2 pseudogenes are annotated in these 562 nt (G+C 41.6%); both read left to right on the forward strand.

Annotated elements, in window-relative coordinates:
- Positions 1-200: 200 nt before the first annotated feature.
- Positions 201-382: pseudogene (locus PSE7429_RS28290) on the forward strand (IS4/Tn5 family transposase DNA-binding protein).
- A gap of 25 nt (positions 383-407) precedes the next feature.
- Positions 408-562 (forward strand): annotated as a pseudogene (locus PSE7429_RS27495) (IS4 family transposase); the annotation flags it as partial.

Here is a 562-nt window from a genome sequence, read left to right on the forward strand (position 1 = left end):
ATTAGGAGATGAGAGACTAAGCAACCGAGGGTACTCAATCGGCAAAAAATAAGTCAAGGATTCGGGAAAGCGTTGTCCGAGATATTTAAGAGCTTACTTTTCACGGGATCTTTAAAAGGCAGACCAGAAGAGGCTTTCAGATAAAGGGTGCAGATGGGGTTAAAGTAGTAAAAATCAAGCAAAAGCAGGGAAGAAAAATGATGAACTGGTGGGACAAGAATTTTGCAAGTTGTGAATTAGGAGATGAGAGACTAAGCAACCGAGGGTACTCAATCGGCAAAAAATAAGTCAAGGATTCGGGAAAGCGTTGTCCGAGATATTTAAGAGTGGCTCTGAGTTAAAAGAGCTTATGAGTTTTCGCCAATCGGAAAACAGAATTTAGCAGGATCATAAAACCACACTGTGAAATGACCAGTGAAGCCGTGGAAGAACAAGAATTGGTGTTGTGTATAGGAGATACTACCTATTTAGATTATGGCAAAATTAAAGCCAAAACGGGAAGGGTATGGACCAACGGGAAATGGGTGGGAACGGATTAATTCTGCACAGTGCCTTAGCGATC

Origin of the sequence: Pseudanabaena biceps PCC 7429 (assembly GCF_000332215.1) — a bacterium.
GTDB classification, from domain to species: domain Bacteria; phylum Cyanobacteriota; class Cyanobacteriia; order Pseudanabaenales; family Pseudanabaenaceae; genus Pseudanabaena; species Pseudanabaena biceps.